Origin of the sequence: Paludibacterium purpuratum (assembly GCF_004363805.1) — a bacterium.
In the GTDB taxonomy this organism is placed as follows: Bacteria; Pseudomonadota; Gammaproteobacteria; order Burkholderiales; family Chromobacteriaceae; genus Paludibacterium; species Paludibacterium purpuratum.
Map to the genome: position 1 here is coordinate 1 of NZ_SNZP01000016.1, position 18,060 is coordinate 18,060.

12 protein-coding genes are annotated in these 18,060 nt (G+C 61.8%); 4 read left to right on the forward strand and 8 right to left on the reverse strand.

All coding sequences use genetic code 11. The annotated features are described in order from the left end of the window. Positions 1-438: T6SS immunity protein Tli4 family protein (locus tag DFP86_RS19380; protein WP_208108376.1), on the forward strand; the 438-nt coding region annotated here is incomplete at its 5' end. A 213-nt stretch (positions 439-651) separates the two neighbouring features. Beyond that, on the forward strand, positions 652-909 hold the full coding sequence (locus tag DFP86_RS16785) for a hypothetical protein (protein ID WP_133683404.1): 258 nt from the start codon (positions 652-654) through the stop codon (positions 907-909). A gap of 64 nt (positions 910-973) precedes the next feature. Here the strand turns inward: DFP86_RS16785 and DFP86_RS16790 are convergent, their stop codons facing one another. Next, positions 974-2,590 carry an NRAMP family divalent metal transporter gene (locus tag DFP86_RS16790; RefSeq protein WP_243729426.1) on the reverse strand — a complete coding sequence of 539 codons (1,617 nt, stop codon included), beginning with the start codon at positions 2,588-2,590 and terminating at the stop codon, positions 974-976. Positions 2,591-3,261: 671 nt separating this feature from the next. Here DFP86_RS16790 and DFP86_RS16795 point away from each other — a divergent pair. Then, positions 3,262-3,726: a PliI family lysozyme inhibitor of I-type lysozyme gene (locus DFP86_RS16795; protein ID WP_133683406.1), complete on the forward strand. Its 465-nt coding sequence runs from the start codon at positions 3,262-3,264 to the stop codon at positions 3,724-3,726. Positions 3,727-3,733: 7 nt separating this feature from the next. Here DFP86_RS16795 and DFP86_RS16800 read toward each other — a convergent pair whose 3' ends face one another. The 7 genes from DFP86_RS16800 to DFP86_RS16830 all read right to left on the reverse strand — a co-directional run bounded on the left by DFP86_RS16800 (position 3,734) and on the right by DFP86_RS16830 (position 17,073). Beyond that, a complete protein-coding gene (locus DFP86_RS16800; RefSeq protein ID WP_133683408.1) occupies positions 3,734-5,029 on the reverse strand; it encodes an ABC transporter ATP-binding protein in 1,296 nt (431 codons plus the stop codon). Between the two features lie 30 nt (positions 5,030-5,059). Beyond that, entirely contained in the window at positions 5,060-6,790 is a 1,731-nt protein-coding gene (locus tag DFP86_RS16805; RefSeq protein ID WP_133683410.1) for an ABC transporter permease, read from the reverse strand. Between the two features lie 208 nt (positions 6,791-6,998). Beyond that, positions 6,999-8,414, reverse strand: coding sequence for an efflux transporter outer membrane subunit (locus tag DFP86_RS16810; RefSeq protein WP_133683412.1), 1,416 nt, complete (start codon positions 8,412-8,414; stop codon positions 6,999-7,001). A gap of 21 nt (positions 8,415-8,435) precedes the next feature. Next, positions 8,436-11,555: a multidrug efflux RND transporter permease subunit gene (locus tag DFP86_RS16815; protein WP_133683414.1), complete on the reverse strand. Its 3,120-nt coding sequence runs from the start codon at positions 11,553-11,555 to the stop codon at positions 8,436-8,438. Further along, complete coding sequence (locus DFP86_RS16820; protein ID WP_133683416.1) at positions 11,552-14,620, reverse strand: MdtB/MuxB family multidrug efflux RND transporter permease subunit; 3,069 nt, start codon at positions 14,618-14,620, stop codon at positions 11,552-11,554. The genes DFP86_RS16815 and DFP86_RS16820 overlap by 4 nt, the downstream gene beginning before the upstream one ends. Positions 14,621-14,622: 2 nt before the next feature. After that, the gene (locus DFP86_RS16825; protein ID WP_133683418.1) at positions 14,623-15,828 is read right to left on the reverse strand and encodes an MdtA/MuxA family multidrug efflux RND transporter periplasmic adaptor subunit; all 1,206 of its coding nucleotides are present in this window, start codon (positions 15,826-15,828) and stop codon (positions 14,623-14,625) included. A gap of 144 nt (positions 15,829-15,972) precedes the next feature. Further along, the gene (locus tag DFP86_RS16830) at positions 15,973-17,073 is read right to left on the reverse strand and encodes a cation diffusion facilitator family transporter (protein ID WP_133683420.1); all 1,101 of its coding nucleotides are present in this window, start codon (positions 17,071-17,073) and stop codon (positions 15,973-15,975) included. Between the two features lie 150 nt (positions 17,074-17,223). On the opposite strand from DFP86_RS16830, the gene DFP86_RS16835 reads away from it, so the two are divergent. Next, positions 17,224-18,051: an undecaprenyl-diphosphate phosphatase gene (locus DFP86_RS16835; RefSeq protein ID WP_133683422.1), complete on the forward strand. Its 828-nt coding sequence runs from the start codon at positions 17,224-17,226 to the stop codon at positions 18,049-18,051. Positions 18,052-18,060: the final 9 nt, after the last annotated feature.

The following is an 18,060-nucleotide window of genomic DNA, read 5'->3' on the forward strand; positions in this document are numbered from 1 at the left end:
ACGCAGGGAGATCTGAGCAATCCGCTCAAACCAAATATCCACTTGGAGATTACCTCGGGGGAAGGTATTGCTGGCGTTACCAGCCCATCCTCCCTGTCCACCCAGCAAATTCAAGCTCTGTACGACACCATCGTCAAAACTATCCGCATCCGTCCAATCGGCGGACACGACAAAACTTCCGACGCCACGCCTGCCGCCCCAAAGGCTCCGGATCGTCTGCCCTTGGGTAGCAAGGTGGCCAGTGGCCGGCCTTGCCCTGAAAGCGGTCTATGGCAATGCACGCATCCACAGGCCACGCCCCGGCAGCAGTCGTTCACGATAGGCCAGACCCTGCCGTCGGTGCTGGTGCCGAACCAGCGTAGTCTTTGGCAAAAGCTGAAAGGCGCGCCGGAGGAACTGGCCATCGATAGCGAGTGGGAGTTGGTGCAGCTTGGCTAGATCCTCCATGACGCGGTTGGTGCGATGCTTCGCGAACGCACCCTTCTACCGTGCTGGATAGTTTCAGCATTTTCTGACGGCTGCGCTTGGTTGTCAGTGGGTGTGAGGCTGGGTAATCTACCGGTGCGGCATTTGCCGCGAAGAGGCGCGGGCCCGGGGTGCAACGAACACCACCGAACCCGCTGGCCAAACCAAACTTCTAGGGAGTTCAGAATGGTTGCCAACCATGTTAAAGCAGTCCCTGTCTTTTCACAAAATCCGGATTCCCGCCAGCAGCAACTCTTTTCCCTGATTTCCATGTTGTGCTTGCCGCGTCGCAGTCGTCCAAATTCCGACGAGTGCCGTTTGATCGTCGATAGTCGCTTGCCGTGGGCATTCGAGCCGATCGACGGCAACACTTCATGGCTCTATCTGCCGCAAACCGCACAAGCGCGTCGGCTGGCGGGTTGCCTGGTGCTAACGGCCGATTAACGGCCTTTTCGGAGGCGGAGGGCACAGCCCTCCGACCGGAAGTGATGCGGCACTGCCCCCTTTACTAGAACGAGATCGCCACCTTGTAAATCACCATGGCGATCGCCACCAACATGTAACCGCGCAAGACCGCCATCCACAGCTTGCTGCGACCGGTCAGCAGCATCGGCTTGAGGTCGGCCAGTGCCGGCATGCGCCAGTTGTACAGCGTTTCCATATCCGGCTTGACCGTCACCGCGTCGCGCCCACCCATGAACTGCTGCACGATCACCGTCAGCACACAGGCGACGCCGCCGCCGATCAAGATGGCCAAGATGATGCTTTCCGAAATATTCGGGAACAACACCGCGGCGGTCAGAATGACCGACATCATCACCAGAACCGACACGATCAAGGCGGTAAAAATATTGGTCAGGCGCGAGTTGACCCAGGGGCCAAGCACGTCGCGGTCATTGCACAGCAGCAACAGAAAAACCGTTGCGCTCGGCAACAATACCCCGGCCAAAGTCTGTACCGCATTGACCAGCAAACCCAGCGGCACCCCTGGCATCAGCACCAGCGCGGCGGCGAAAACGATCAGTCCGCAGTACATGGCATAGAATCCCAGGGCATCGGTCGGCTTGCGATGCAGCGAATGCTTGAGGCTCAACACATCGCCCAAGGCATAGGCGGTCGACAGCGACACGGCCATGGCGCCGATGATCGACGCGTCGATCAACGCGATGGCAAACAGCACGCCAGGTAGTCGGCCATAGTACTTGCCCAGCCCATGCGCGACCGCGCCGGCATCCATGAAGTTGCCGAACTCCGGACGTCCCGCGAACACTTGCGAGGTAAAGGCGATCATCGCCACGGCGCCGACGATCACCAGCACGATGCCGAGCCACAAATCGGCGCGTTCGTAACGAATGAAGCGCGGGGTGATGCGCTTATCGATGATATAGCTCTGCTGGAAGAACAGCTGCCAGGGCGCCACGGTGGTACCGACGATGGCGATGATCAGCAGCATCACATCCGCCAGCTTGCCGCCCGCCGGCATGCCGGGCACCAGGAAGTCGTGCGCCACTTGGCCGACCGGTGGATGAATCATCACCAGGATAGGTACCAGGAGCAGACTGCCGGCCACCAGGATCAGCGAGAAACGCTCGAAGCGGCGGAAGTCGCCGGTGGCCGCCGAAAGCATGATCAACAGTGCCGCCAGTACCACCCCCATGATCTTGGAAACACCCAGGTATTCCATACCCAGACTGATACCGATGAACTCGGTCACGATGGTCAGCGCGTTGAGCAGGAACAGATCGATGGCGCTGAATGCTCCCCAGAATTTGCCAAAGCGCTCCAGAATCAGCCGCGCATGGCCGACACGGGTCACCGCGCCCAGGCGCAGCACCATTTCCTGATTGACGTAGATGACGGGAATCAACAAGGCCAGCGTCCACAACAGCGAGGTGCCGTAATTCTGGCCGGCCTGGGTATAGGTGCTGAAGGCACCGGCATCGTTGTCGCCGACCATGACGATCAGCCCTGGTCCAAGAATGGCCAGCAGGGTTTTCAGTTTGGCCAGCCAACCATTGCGCGGTGCGGTGTCGTCGTGGCGGATAGTGCCCAGCGCACCGCGGATGTCGCCCAGGTGGGCGGCGTCCAGTACGGCGGCATTGGCGTCGTTCTTGCTCATGTCCATGATTTTCTCCCTAACCGCGACGACGACGGGGCCCATGATGGAAAACGGCCGAACAAGCTTCCGTTCGCCACTCTAGGCCTAACGGCCCTAAGCGGCGAATGGAAGCCCGGCGACCCATCATCGATCCACGGCCGACGCACGGCCTCATCGGGCAGACGACATGCGTCTGTCCAGACGGATTGATAACAGCGATCCGAAACTTGGACACTCCGAACGGTGCATCGGCCATGGCGACGGCAAGCAATCAGCTTTGGCCGAACGCCGAGGCGAATACCCGATTCGGAGGGTTTTCTAGTAGAGCGTGCTAGGGATGATGCAGCCGGTCATTCGAACCGGTACTCGAAGCGCGCTAACCCGTTGCGGCGAGTCAGCGGCGGGGAAAAAGACCCGTGTGTGCTTAACTCGCCAGTACTTCGCTGGCCCAAGCCAGCATGCAACTCTGGGAACTACTGCCCACGTCGGAGCCCTTATGTCATTGATAACAGCCGGATTATAGCCATTGATAAACTGTTTGAGAAGCCCGGCGACTGACCGTGCCAGCAATTTGTTCGGATAAATCCCAATGTGCATTGCCTTCGGCGAATGCACGCTACCTACTCAGGTAGCATGCGTTCGCGCAGCGACGCACGACTTTACTATATTGCCTTTCATAACCACCCAGGGAGACTCCGATGAGCTGGCGCCTACTATTGCTGTTGTTTTTGATCCCGACTCGATTGTTGGCCGACGAGATGGATAGCCGGCTAGTGAAACTGCGCCTGGACTCGGGCCAGACGCTGGTGGTGGCGGAAGGGGAGGGCGAGGCACGCTCGCTGGGCAGTTACAGCATCCGGCTCTACGCCAAGGCTGACGACCCGAGCTTTGCCTTGGATCATTTCCAACAAGGCCTCATCAGGCCGCGCGACGGCTCGGTCACCGCCGTGCGCCAAATTCAACTCAAGCCGCAAGGCAAGCCGTTCGTGATGGTGGTGATGCAAAGCGCCGGGTCGGGCAGTTATTTGTCGGCCGACGCCTACACGCAACCGAAACCCGGCCACCTGGCGCTCTGGCGCTGTGTGCGCGCCCTACCGCCCACGGCCGACTTACGCGCGGCGCTGATGGCGGCAAAGGGCGCTGCGAAATCCTGTACGCCGTAACGGACGATCAGGCCTCGTCTTCCAGGCCGAACATCTCCGCCTGGTCGTCGTAGGAGAAGATCTCGCCGTAACGGCCCCAGTTGATCACCGAGTCGAGCGTCTCCTCGGCGGCCTCGTCGCTCAGGTAATCTTCCAGTTCCTGCTTGAAGCGGTCGCGCGGCGCGCGCTGCTTCGGCCGCTCGTTCAGCACCTGTTTGATGTGCGACGCCAGCGGTACACCGCGCAGCAGGCAGTCGGCAAACAGCTGCTTGCGCTCCTGTGTGCCGAAGTCGGAGTACTGCCGGCCGTAGTAGGTCAGGGTGATGTCGCCTTCGGACATCTCGGCGAAACCCAGGTGCTGCAGCAGTTCGGCCACCGGGAACAGGTCGTCGACCTCCATATGCAGTTGCTGGGCGATTTCCGGCATGTCGGCCCGACCGTTGTATGGCGCGGCGGCCACGGTCTCGATCAGACCGGCGATCAGGTTGGTCGAGACCTGCGGCAGCCAGCTCTTGAGCTCCAGCCCCACCTTGCGCTGTGCGTCCGCTTGCGGCCGGCGCGTCATCTTGGCGTAGATATCGTCGACGAACTGGCGGAATGCCGGGTCGAGACGATTGCGCGGATGGGCGAACGGCACGGTGACTTCGGAAATCACCCGGCCCGGATTGGACGACAACAGCAGGATGCGGTCGCACATGAAGACCGCTTCTTCAATATTGTGCGTGACGATCAAGATCGACTTGATCGGCAGGCCGCCCTCGTTCCACAGATCGAGCAGGTCGGTACGCAAGGTTTCGGCGGTCAGCACGTCCAGCGCCGAGAACGGCTCGTCCATCAGCATCAGGGTCGGATTGACCACCAGTGCGCGGGCGAATCCGACGCGCTGGCGCATGCCGCCGGACAACTCGCGCGGATAGGCGCTTTCGAAACCGTCCAGACCGATCAGGTCGATCGCCTTGAGCGCGCGTTCGCGGCGCGCTTGCGCCGGCACGCCGAGCGCTTCCAGGCCGGCTTCGACGTTCTCCAGCACCGTCAACCACGGGAACAGGGCGAAGGTCTGGAACACCATGGCCACACCTTCGACCGGGCCGTCGACCGGCCGGCCGCAATAATTGACCTCGCCGTCGGTGGCCGGAATCAGGCCGGCGATAATGCGCAGCAGCGTCGATTTGCCCGAGCCGGAACGGCCGAGCAGGCCGACGATTTCGCCTTCCTTGAGCGTCAAATTGACACCGTCGAGTACCTTGAGCTCGCCTTGCGCCTTTTCAAAGCCGCAGCAGACATCGCGCGCGTCGAGAATGGTCGAATTAGCAATGTTTTCCATGAATCTCAATCTTTCTTCGTCAGCCACGGATCAACGCAGATGGTTTTCGGCATAGGCATACATCGGCCGCCACAGCAGACGGTTGAATAGCACCACGAATAACGACATGGTGGCGATGCCGAGAATGATGCGCGGAAAATCCCCGGCCGCGGTCGTTTCGGCAATATAGGCGCCAAGGCCATGCGCCTTGAGCTTGATATCGCCCCACTGCACCATTTCGGACACGATGCTGGCGTTCCAGGCGCCCCCCGAGGCCGTGATGGCGCCGGTAACGTAGTAGGGGAAAATCCCGGGCAACATCACCTTGCGCCACCATTGCCAGCCGCGAATGCGGAAATTGGCCGCCGCTTCGCGAAAATCGTTGGGAAAGGCGGAAGCACCGGCAATGACGTTGAATAGGATGTACCACTGCGTGCCCAGTACGATCAGCGGCGACAACCAGATATCCGGGTTGGCGTGAAAATGCACGATGCCGATCACGAAGACCGGGAACAGCAGGTTGGCCGGGAACGCCGCCAGGAACTGCGCCAACGGCTGGATCTTTTCGGCCAGTCTGGGGCGCAAACCGATCAATACGCCGAGCGGCACCCACACCAGCGAGGCAAGTGCGATGAGCAGCAGCACCCGCAGCAGGGTGACGAATGCCAGGGTCAGCACCTGCCAGACATCGTGCCAGCTCACGCCGGCGGCGACATAGCTGACCACCCGCCAGGCGAGCGAACAGGTTCCCAGAATGACCAGCACCGCCCACAATACATCGGCTAGCCGGCCCATGGCCGGTGTCGCCGGCTTGCCGGACGCGGGTAGCGGCAGCTTAAGCGGCATGCGCGCCAAGGTTCGCAGCAAAGTGCCCAGCGGCTGGAACATTTTTTGGATCAGCCGTGTGCGGCGGATCAGATCCAGCAACCAGGATTCGGGCTCGTTCTGCGAACTGGTGTCCTCCATGCGGAACTTGTCGGCCCAGGCAACCAGCGGACGGAACAGAAACTGGTCGTAGGCCAGGATCACCAGCGTCATGGTAAGAATTACCCAGCCCACCGCGCCGAGGTTGCGCTCGGCGATCGCCTGCGCCAGATAGGAACCGATGCCTGGCAGGGTAACCGTGTTGTTGCCCACCGTAATCGCTTCCGAGGCCACGACGAAGAACCAGCCGCCGGACATGCTCATCATCATGTTCCAGATCAGGCCGGGCATGGAGAAGGGCACCTCGAGCTTCCAGAAACGCTGCCAGCCGGTGAGCTGGAACCCGCGCGACACCTCGATCAGATCGCGCGGCACCGTGCGCATCGACTGATAGAAGCTGAAGGTCATGTTCCAGGCTTGGCTGGTGAAAATGGCGAAGATCGCGGCGAACTCGGCGCCGAGCACCCGACCCGGGAACAGCGCGATGAAGAAGGTGACGGTAAACGAGATATAGCCCAGCACCGGCACCGACTGCAGGATGTCCAGGATCGGCACCAGCACTTTCTCGGCGCGCCGGCTCTTGGCGGCCAAGGTGCCATAGACCAGGGTGAACACCAGCGAGGCGAACATGGCGGCCAGCATGCGCAGGATCGTGCGTAGCGCATACTCCGGAAGACTTGCGGGATCGAGCGAGATCACCTGGGTCTTGAGCGTCGATAACGGCGCCATGGTCTGGTGAAACCCGGTGCTGCCGAGCACGATCACGCACAGAATCAGCGGAAAGGCGACAAAGTCCCAGCGATTGGGCAGCAGCCGCCGCGCGGAGGCATTGAAGAGGGGAGGCAGGATCATGCGCATCGACCGGCTCCCTTCGTGTTGTTATTCATAGTCGCCTTTTGTTGATGGTGCGTTGCTCCGCGAACGCACCCTGCGTGTTAGTAGCGTGCGTTCGCCGCCGGCCGATAGTCTAGCTTGCTTTGATGACATTTCGGCGCTTTTACATGAAAACGGGCCAGCTCGCGCCGACCCGTTATTTTCGCCGATCTACGTGACGCAGGGAACCCCGTCAAGGAGAAGCGGGCGCATCGCCGACAGGGGTGCGATAACCGCCGCCCAGAGCCTTGATCAAGCCGACCGTCGCAGTCAGTCGGCTATTGAGAATGTCGAACTCCGCGCGCTCGCTCGACTGCTGGGTGGCATTGGCCTGCGTGACGTCCAACATGCTGGCGGTCCCCGCTTGGTACCGATTCAGCGTAATGGCGGCCGATTGGCGCGCCGATAGCACCGCCTGGTGCTGCATCTCGGCTTCTTGTGTCAGGATGCGCATGGCGGCCAAGTTGTCTTCCACATCCTGGAACGCGGAGAGCACCGTCTGCCGATAGGCGGCGACGGTCTGATCGTAGTTGGCCTGCGCCGCGTCGTTCTGCGCGTTGCGCAACCCACCGTCGAACAGCGTGGCCGCCAAAGTCGGCCCGACCGACCAGACCCGGTTGGGTAACGTGATCCAATCGCTCAGATTGTTGCCTCGGAAACCGCCGCTGGCGCCCAGCGTCAGCTGCGGAAACCAGGCGGCGCGTGCAACGCCGATTTTCGCGTTGGCCTGGGCCACCAGCCGTTCGGCGGCCGCCACGTCCGGGCGGCGTTGCAACAATTCGGACGGCAAGCCCGCGGGAATGACCGGCATACTCGGCGCCGCCTGGCGTTCGCCCAGCGCAAAACCGGACGGCGACTGGCCGATCAACACCGCGATCGCATGCTCCAGCTTGTCGCGTTGCAATCCTTTATCGATTGCCTGCACCTGGATGCTTTGCAGTTGGCTCTGCGCCTGGGCGACATCGCCTTGGCCCGCGACACCGGCGGCATAACGGTTCTGCGTAATTTGCAGTTGCTGCCGGTAAGCCGCCACGCTGTCGTCCAACGAGCGCTTCTGGCTATCGGCGACATACAACTGGAAATAGGCGATCGCCAACTGCGCCTGAGCGCTCAAACGCGCATTGGCCAAACTGGCGAGGCTGGCAGCTTCGCCTGCTGCGCCAGCCTCGGCGCCACGGCGCAGTTGCCCCCATAGATCGATTTCCCAACTGGCCGACAAGGCCGCGTTATACGCGGTGTCGACCGAACTCGATGCGCTGCCGGACCCGGTACTGCGACCATGCGTTTCGCTGGCCGACAGGCCCACGGTCGGGAAGAAACCCGCCTGAGCTTCACGCAACAAGGCCGCCGACTGCCGGTATTGCGCCTCCGCCTGAGCGATGCTCAGATTGGCGGCGTTGAGCAGCCCCTCCAGCCGATCCAGATCCGGATCGCCGAACACGGTCCACCAGTCGCCCTTCGGTCGCTGGTCGGCCGGCTCGGCCTGTTGCCAGCCCTTCGCCTCCTTGAACTGGCTACTCGTCTCCACGCTAGGCCGGACGTAATCCGGCCCGACCGCACATCCCGTCAGAACCAGCCAGCACAAGCCGCAGAATAAGCGCTTTTTCATACTGCATCCTTGTTATTCATGTCATGCATTGGTGCCGTCACCGCCCCGCGGCGCCTGGGCGGGCGACAGCGGCGGCTTACGCCACGACAAGCACCACAGCCGGAAACGGTCGAGGTATAGATAGATAACCGGCGTGGTATACAACGTCAGTGCCTGGCTGACCACCAGGCCGCCGACGATGGCGATACCCAGCGGCTGGCGCATTTCGGCACCGTCGCCATGCCCCAGCGCCAACGGGATGGCGCCAAACAAGGCGGCCATCGTGGTCATCATGATCGGTCTGAAACGCAGCAAGCAGGCCTGAAGGATCGCCTCGCGCGTCGACAGCCCCTGCTGTCGTTCGGCTTCGAGCGCGAAATCGATCATCATGATGGCGTTTTTCTTGACGATGCCGATCAACAGCAGCACGCCGATCATGGCAATGACGCTGAATTCGGTATTGCAGGCCAACAGCGCAAGCAGAGCCCCCACGCCGGCCGACGGTAGGGTCGACAGGATGGTCAGCGGATGCACGACGCTCTCGTAGAGCATACCCAGCACGATGTACACCGCCAGGATCGCCGCCAGGATCAGCACCGGCTGGCTCGACAGCGAGCTTTGGAAAGCGGCGGCCGAGCCCTGGAAACTGCCGATGATCGTGGCGGGCAGGCCGATTTTCCGCATTGTGCCGTTGATGGCGTCGGTGGCGTCGGAGAGCGAGACGCCGACCGGCAGGTTGAAGGAAATAGTGACCGCCGCGAACTGCCCCTGGTGGTTGACCGCCAGAGCGGTATTGCTCGGCTCGTAGCGGCTGAACGCCGACAACGGCACCATCTGGCCGCTAGGCGAGCGCACGTAGATCCATTGCAGGGCATCGGGGTTTTGCCACCATGTCGGCGCCAGCTCCATCACCACATGGTACTGGTTGAGCGGCCGGTAAATGGTCGAGACCTGGCGCTGGCCGAACGCATCGTTGAGCGTGCTATCCACCGCCTGCTGGGTCAAGCCTAAGCGCGCCATGGTATCGCGATCGAACACCAGCTTGACCTCGCGGCCTTTGTCCTGCTGGTCAGAGTTGACATCGGCAAGCATCGGCAATTGGGATAGCGCCCGCCGGACTTTCGGCTCCCACTGGCGCAGCGTCTCCAGGTCGTCGCCCTGTAAGGTGTATTGATACTGGGCGTTGCTGGCCCGCCCGCCGATGCGGATATCCTGCACCGATTGCAAATAGAGCGTTGCGCCCGGCTCGTTCGCCAGCGACTTGCGCAGCCGGGCGATCACCTGATCGGCACTTTCCCGGCGCGCCGAGAGCGGCTTGAGCACCACGAACAGATTGGCGGTATTCAGCTGAGAGCCGCCGGTGAAACCGACCACGGTCGCCACGGCGGGATCTTGCCGTACCTTGGCCATGAAGCGGTCGAGCTTGACCTTCATCGCCTGGAAAGAGGTCTGCTGGTCGGCCTGCAGCATGCCGGCGAGCCGCCCGGTATCCTGCTGCGGGAAAAAGCCTTTCGGCACCGCACCGTACAGATAGACATTCAAACAAATGGTTGCCAAAAGCAACATCATCATCAAACGGCCGTGCGCCAACGCCCAGACGAGCGAGCGACGGTAGCCGTCTTGCATCGCATTGAGTGCGCGCTGCGCCCATTCCACCACCCGCCCATGCTCGCGCGCTTCGTCGTGCGGCTTAAGCCAGCGCGCGCACAACATCGGCGTGGTGGTCAGCGAGACCGCCAGAGAAATCAGAATCGCCGCCGACAGGCTAATGGCGAACTCGCGAAACAACCTGCCGATGATGCCGCCCATGAGCAGAATCGGGATGAATACCGCGATCAGCGACAAACTCATCGACAAGACGGTAAAGCCAACTTCCTTCGCGCCCTTGAAGGCCGCAGACATGGGCGACATGCCGTCTTCGATGTGGCGCGAGATGTTTTCCAACACCACGATGGTATCGTCGACCACGAAGCCGGTGGCGATGGTCAACGCCATCAACGACAGATTGTTCAGACTGAAGCCGGCGAGATACATCACGCCGAAGGTGCCTACCAGCGACACCGGCACGGTAATGGCGGGAATCATCGTGGCGCGGCCGTTACGCAGAAACAGGAACACCACCATGATCACCAGTGCGATCGAGATCATCAGCGTGCGCTCGACGTCGGCCAGCGATGCGCGGATGGTCGGCGTGCGATCCAACGGCACGTTGAGTTGAATCCCCTGTGGAATCGACGCCTGCAATTGCGGTAACAACGCGCGCACCCGATCGACGGTATCGATGATGTTGGCGCCAGGCTGGCGCGTCACCACCAGCAACACCGATGGCTGACCATCGACCGCACCGGCATTGCGCAAGTCCTGTACCGAATCCACCACCTCGGCCACATCGGAGAGCCGCACGGCGTTGCCGTTTGCGTAACGAACGATCAGCGGCAGATAGTCGCGCGCTTGGATGGCCTGGTCGTTGGCCAGGATCTGCCAATGCCGGTCGCCTTCCTCCAACGCGCCCTTGGGTCGGTTGGCATTGTTGGCCGCCAAGACCGCGCGCACCTGTTCCAGGCCGATGCCGTAGTGATTGAGCGCCTGCGGCTGCAATTCGACACGCACCGCCGGCAGCGAGCTGCCGCCGACCGTCACATCGCCCACCCCCTGCACCTGAGCCAATTGCTGCGCCAGCATGGTCGAGGCGATGTCGTACATCTGCCCCTTGCTGTAGGCCTTGGAGGTCAACGAGATGATCATGATCGGCGCTTCCGACGGATTGACCTTGCGGTAGCTCGGATTGCTCGGCAATCCCGTCGGCAACAGCGAGCGCGCGGCGTTGATCGCCGCCTGCACATCACGTGCGGCGCCGTTGACGTCGCGGTCGAGATCGAACTGCAGCGTAATGCGCGTCGACCCCTGGGCACTGGTGGAGGTGATTTGGGTAATACCGGCAATGCGGCCGAGCGAGCGTTCCAGCGGCGTCGCCACGCTGGACGCCATGGTCTCGGGGCTCGCGCCCGGCAATCTGGCCGACACCGAAATGGTCGGGAAATCGACCTGCGGCAACGGCGACACCGGCAGCAGCTTAAAAGCCAGCGCACCGGCCAGCAGCACGGCCAGCGTCAACAGCACCGTACCGATCGGCCGACGGATAAAGGGGGCGGACAGGTTCATGCCGGTTTCCGTCGACGCGCGAACACGCGGTCAAACGCCAGGTAAATCACCGGCGTGGTAAACAGCGTCAATACTTGGCTGACCATCAGACCGCCGACCATGGTCAAACCCAGCGGATGGCGCAGCTCCGAGCCGACCCCCGTGCCGAGCATCAGCGGCAGCGCGCCGAGCAGTGCCGCCATGGTGGTCATCAGGATCGGCCTGAAGCGCAGCAGACAAGCCTGGAAGATCGCCTCGCGCGGCGCCATACCCTGTTCGCGCTCGGCATCGAGCGCGAAGTCGATCATCATGATGGCGTTTTTCTTGACGATACCGATCAACAACACAATGCCGATGATGGCCACCACGCCCAGATCGTTGCCGGACACAAGCAATGCCAACAGCGCGCCGACGCCGGCCGAGGGGAGGGTGGACAGGATCGTCACCGGATGGATGGTGCTCTCGTACAGCACGCCCAGTACGATATACATCGTGATGATGGCCGCCAGGATCAGCCACAGCGTATTGGACAGCGATGCCTGGAAAGCCGCTGCCGCGCCCTGGAAGTGCGTCTGGATCGACAAGGGCAGATCGAGGTCGCCCTCCGCCTGCCGCACCGCCCCGACAGCGCTGCCGAGCGAAGCGCCCGGCGCCAGATCGAAGGAAATGGTCGCCGACGGGAACTGCCCCAGGTGGTTGATCGTCAGCGGCGTGTTGCGCTCTTCGACCCGCACCACGGTCGATAACGGCACCTGGGTACCGCCGGTCGTGGGCAGATAGACCGCCCCCAACTGCGCCAGCCCCACTTCGCCGGCTTGTTGCTCCAGCACCACGCGATACTGACTGGTCTGGGTGAAGATAGTCGAGATCAGCCGCTGGCCAAAGGCGTTGTATAACGCATTGTCGATGGCGGCCGGCGTGATCCCCAAACGCGCGGCGCTGTCGCGGTCGATGGACACATAGGCCTGCAAGCCTCGGTTCAGCAGGTCGCTGGCCACATTGCGTATTTCCGGCGACTGCTGCAGACGGCGCACCAGCTTAGGCACCCACAGGTTCAGCTCGTCCAGACTATTGGCCTGCAAAATGAAGCGATATTGCGAGCGGCTGACGCCGGAATCGATGGTCAAGTCCTGTACCGGTTGCAAATAACTATCGATGCCGGGCACTTGCGCCAAGCGATCCGATAATCGCGGCAGAATGACGGCCATCGCCTCGCGGCGGTTTTCCGGCTTGAGGTTGACCAGCATGCGGCCGTTATTGAGTGTCGCGTTGTTGCCGTCCACGCCGATGAAGGAAGACAGGCTCTCCACCGCCGGATCTTGTAGCAGCAGCCGCGCCACTTGCTGTTGGCGCTCGGCCATGGCGGTAAAGGAAATCGACTGCGGCGCATTGGTGATCACCTGGATGGCGCCGGTATCCTGTTGGGGGAAAAAGCCCTTCGGCACCCAAAGATACAGCAGCACCGTCAGCGCCAAGGTACCGAAGGCGACCAACAGCGTGGCCTTCTGTCGATCCAGCACCCAGGTCAGCACGCGCCCGTAGCCGGCGATGACCCGGTCGAAGAATTGGCCGCTGGCGTGATAAAACCAGCCTTGCTGTTCTTCCGGTATATGCTTGAGCAGCCGTGCGCACATCATCGGCGTCAGCGTCAGCGAGACCACGGCCGAAATCAGGATCGACACGGCCAGGGTCACGGCGAACTCCCGGAAGACGCGGCCCACCACGTCCCCCATGAACAGCAGCGGAATCAGCACCGCGATCAGCGAAAAGGTCAGCGAGATGATGGTGAACCCGATTTGCTCCGACCCCTTGAGTGCGGCTGCGAACGGTTTTTCTCCCGCCTCGATGTAACGCGCGATATTCTCGATCATCACGATGGCGTCATCGACGACGAAACCGGTCGCGATGGTCAGGGCCATCAACGTCAGATTGTTGATGCTGAAACCGGCGAGGTACATGACGGCAAAGGTGCCGACCAGCGACAGCGGCACCGCCACGGCGGGAATAATGGTGGCCGGCACATTGCGCAGGAACAAGAAGATCACCATCACCACCAGCGCCACCGCCAGCAGCAGTTCGAACTGCACGTCGGCCACCGAGGCACGCACCGTGACCGTGCGGTCGGTCAACAGACGCACGTCGACCGTGCCGGGCAGGGTGGATTGCAATAGCGGCAATTGCTGCTTGATGCGGTCGACCACCTGAATGACGTTGGCGCCCGGCTGACGCTGGATATTCAGAATCACCGCCGGCGTGGTGTCGGCCCAGGCCGCCAGCCGATTGTTTTCCGCGCCGTTTTCCACCGCGGCGATATCGGCGAGCCTGAGCGGCGCGCCGTTCTTATAGCTGAGCACCAGCTTGCGATAGTCGTCGGCGGTGTTGAGTTGATCGTTGCCGTCGATGGTCGCGGCCATCTGCGCACCGTCGAAACTGCCCTTGGCCTGATTGACGTTGGCGCTGCCGATCACGCTTCGCACGTCATCCAGGCTCAGGCCTTTGGCGGCAAGCGCGGGCCCGTTGACGCGAATGCGCACCGCCGGGCGTTGGCCGCCGCCGATACTCACCAGGCCGACGCCGGGCACTTGCGACAGCTTCTGAGCCAGCCGGGTATCGACCAGGTCGGTCAACATCGGCAGCGGCAGGGTTTTCGAGGTGATGGCCAGCGTCACGATCGGGGTGTCGGCCGGGTTGACCTTGCTATAGACCGGCGGGGTCGGCAGGTCGGACGGCAGCAGATTGGAAGCGGCGTTGATCGCCGCCTGCACTTCCTGCTCGGCCACATCCAGGCTGGTTTCCAGGCCAAACTGCAGCGTGATGGTCGAAGCGCCGCCGGAACTGGACGAACTCATCTGATCAAGGCCCGGCATCTGGCCGAACTGCCGCTCGAGCGGCGCGGTGACCGACGAAGTCATCACATCCGGACTAGCGCCGGGGTATAAGGTCACCACCTGGATCGTCGGGTAATCGACTTCCGGCAACGCGGACACCGGCAAAAACCGGTAGCAAAGCAGGCCGACCAACAAGATCGCCAGCATGGCCAGCGACGTCGCGACCGGCCGCAGAATAAATTGGCGTGACGGATTCATCCCTATTTGGCTCCGTGCGCCTTATGCTTGCCGCCGCCGGGCGCGGCCGAGTCTTTCGCACTCGCCACGATCACCTTGGCGCCGTCGCGCAACCGATCCATGCCGTCGACCACCACCCGGTCGCCGGCCTTGAGCCCATCCTCGACGATCATCAGGTCGCCGACCACCGGGCCGGGCCGTACCACCTGCAATGCCACGGTATCGTCCGGCAAAATCCGGTAGACGAAGGTACCGGGCTGGCCACGTTGCAACGCGACGAGCGGAATCACCAGCGCGCCCTTGCGCTGCTCGGTACCGAGCCGCACGTTGACAAACTGGTTGGGGAACAGCGCATTGTCCTGGTTGGCGAAAACCGCCTTGAGCTTGACCGTGCCGGTCGAGGTGTCCACTTGGTTGTCGACGGTCAATAGACGGCCGTCGGCCAACTTGTTGCGATTGTCGCGGTCGAGCGCCTCTACCGGCAGCACCGCATTGGCGCGCACCGACGGCAGAACGGGCGAGACTTGATCCTCCGGCAACGAGAACACCACATTAGCCGGCTGCATCTCGGTAATGACCACAATGCCATTGCTGTCGCTGGCATGCACGATGTTACCCAGATCCACCTGCTTCAGGCCAACCCGCCCGGACACCGGCGCGGTCACCCGGCTATAGCTCAACTGCAGTTGGGCGTTCCCGACCGCGCCGCGGTCCGCCATGACCGTGCCCTGGTACTGCGCCACCAAGGCCTCTTGGGTCGCCACCTGCTGCTGGGAGATCGAGTTCTGCGTCAACAGCGTGCGATAGCGCGCCAAGTCGATCTGCGCATTCTTCAGTTGTGCCTGGTCGCGCGCCAGTTGTCCCTCTGCCTGCATCAGCGCCACCTGAAACGGACGCGGGTCCAATTCGGCCAACAGTTGTCCAGCCTTGACCATCTGTCCCTCGCCAAACCCCAAACGCATCAGTTGGCCATCGACACGGCTACGCACCGTGACGGTATTGTTGGGCGTCACCGTACCGAGCGCGCTCAAATAGATCGTCATGTCGCGCGGCGCCACGCTGGCCACGGTGACGACTTGCTTTGTCTGCTTGCCGCGTCGCTGGGCATCGGCGTTCGCGGCCTGGTTACGCCAGACCAGCCAAACAGCCAGCAGCACGAACAGCAGCAGGATCAAAAGGAATTTGCCTTTGGCGCGCTGGCGCAGGACTTTTGTAAGCAAAGGGGACATGGCAACCGGGCTGTTGAACGCAAATAGTTTAGGAGATGCCCTAGATGTTACTCGATCAGCATTACAATAGCCGGAAGGGATTTAAGTACAAACCCCTTGCTTGATTAACATCTTTTAATTCGGTTCCACGTGAAACGCCACGTTTCAACTTTCCAGGAACACACGCAGACGGGTCACGCGCGCCGGTAACGGGATCGCCTTCAGGCGATCGGCCAATTCGGCATGATTGGCAGGCAGACGAATATCGATCTCGATCGCGCCATCCAAATAATGCAGCAGAGCCTGATCGAGCAGGCCCGCATCCGCCCCCAATGCCGCCGCATAAGGCGACAACGTGATCTGGCGCGACGGTAGCCCCAGATTGGCGCCGCCGTCTTCTTGATCGGCATCGATATGGATGGTCACGTCGGTCAGCTCGAAGTCGCGCATCAGCCGCTGCTGGGCGCGCAAGCTGATCTGGTGCCCTTCGGACACGCTGATATGGCTCCCCACCAGCAGATGCGCATCGACGATAACCAGATCGCCCATCTTGCGCGTGCGGATATCGTGCGCATCCACCACGCCCTCGGTCTGCAACAGCGCCTTGCGCATCGCTTCGACCTGCGCGGGCGCCAGGCCTCGATCCATCAGATCCTGAAAGGCGTCGTAGCCGAAGCGCCACCCCATGCGTGCCACCATCAATCCGACCACGCCGGCGGCCAGCGGGTCGAACACAGGTAGCCCGGACAAATTGCCGACGATCCCGATCGCCACGACCAGCGAGGAGGCGGCATCGGAACGCGCATGCCAAGCATTGGCGGTCAGCATGCCGGAGTTGACCCGGCGGGCGACGGCCAGCATATAGCGGAACAGCCCTTCCTTGGCCAAGAGCGCGACGATGGCCGCCCATAACGCGATGAAGTGTACGCGCGGCACCTGGCCAAAGTGCTGGAGCTTCAACACCGTACTCCACAGCATGCCGAGCCCGACAGCCAAAAGTAGGGTTCCGAGCACCAACGACGCCGCGGTTTCGAAACGGAAATGGCCATAGGGATGATCCTGATCCGCCGCCTTATGGCTGTATCGGTTGGCGACCAGCACCACGAAATCGGCGAGCAAATCGGATAAGGAATGGATGCCATCGGCGACCAGGCCGCTGGAGTGCGCCAGCATCCCGGTCAGGATCTGACCGACGGTCAGCAGGAGGTTGACCACAACGCTGACTAGCGTGCTTTTTTGTGCGGCTTGCTGCTTGGCACTACTCATGGCTGGATGATGTATCCGCAATGGAATGGACTGGGATCATTGTAGCAGGCACCGTAGCTGGTTACTTCTTAGTCATAAGCTATCTGAAATATTTAACTGTGGCATATAATCGCCCATTAACTTGTTTGGCTACTATCTCACAGGAACATCATGTCCACCTTACACGCCATTCTTTTCGCCATCATGCAGGGCATCAGCGAACTGTTCCCCGTGAGCAGTTTAGGCCATGGCGTTGTGCTTCCCGATTTGCTGCATTGGGGGCTGAATCGCCAAGATCCGTCCTTTCTAGCGTTCATGGTGACGCTGCACCTGGGCACCGCATTGGCGCTGCTGATCTATTTCCACCGCGATTGGCTCGATCTGATCGGCGGCTTCGTGCGCGCCGGCGGGCGGCCGGTGAACCCTGAATCGCGCTTGGTCTGGCTCTTGATCGGCGGCACGATTCCGGCCGGCCTGCTCGGCCTCTTGCTGGAAAAGAAACTGCGCGGGCTGTTCGGTTCGACCACGCTGGTTCTGGCGGTGCTGATCGTCAACGGCATTATCCTGATCGCCGGCGACATGCTGCGCCACAACGGCCGAGGCCGCACGCTGGACGAGCTGAGCTTCTTCGGCGCGCTGAAGATCGGCCTGGTGCAAGCACTGGCGCTGATTCCCGGTATTTCGCGCTCCGGTGTGACGCTGATCGCCGGCCTGCACGAAGGTTTGAGCTACGCCGCGTCGGCCCGCTTCGCCTTCTTGCTGGCCACGCCGATCATCGGCGCCGCCGGGGTACTGGAAGTGCCGAAGCTGCTCCAACACGGCAGCCAGATCTCCATCGGGCTGGCACTGGGCTGCGGTCTGCTGTCCGGCGTATTCGCCTACTTGAGCACCTGGGTACTGATGCGCTACTTCAACAAGCATGAAATCCAGGCCCTGCGCCCATTCGGCTGGTACTGCATCGGACTTGGCCTGCTGGGGCTGTTGCTGCGCTTGTTGTGATCGATTAAG